Genomic DNA, 647 nt, shown 5'->3' on the forward strand with positions numbered 1-647 from the left:
ATTCATCGAGGAACAACGTGCCACCATCGGCTAACTCAGCGGCACCTTGACGGTCATTTGCCGCACCAGTAAATGCCCCTTTTACGTGACCAAATAGTTCACTTTCAATTAAGTCTTTAGGTATGGCTGCACAGTTGATGGCAATAAACGGCTTATCACCACGTTTGCTTGCAGCGTGGATGGCTTCTGCGCATACCTCTTTACCCGTACCACTTTCACCAGTAATAAAGATACTCGCTTTACTGCTAGCAGCAGAGTCAATGGTGCGATAGACCTGCTGCATGGTTTGGCTGCTGCCGATAAAACCTTGGTAATTCTGATTACCCGGATTATCTGCTTCATTTTTTAGCTTAGTTGCTTTGCGAATTGCGTTGTTGACCGTAACACGCAGACGGTCTGCTTCACACGGTTTGATCAAAAAGTCTTGAGAGCCATGACGCATCGCTTCTACCGCTGTATCGATAGAGCCATGAGCCGTCATGAAAATGATGGGCACATCTGGATGACTCTTTTTAACGGCGTGCAAAACATCCATCCCCGTCATATCAGGCAGACGAAGATCGAGAAGAATAAGATCTGGAATTCGATGATTGAGACTTTCAATGGCATCTCTACCTGTACCGACAATATTAATGTCGATCCCTAAC

1 protein-coding gene is annotated in these 647 nt (G+C 46.1%); it reads right to left on the reverse strand.

Annotated elements, in window-relative coordinates:
* Positions 1–647 (reverse strand): sigma-54-dependent transcriptional regulator (locus tag R7Q46_RS27760; protein WP_318078372.1); only part of this gene is annotated, 647 nt, incomplete at both ends.

Source organism: Vibrio sp. 811 (assembly GCF_033339195.1).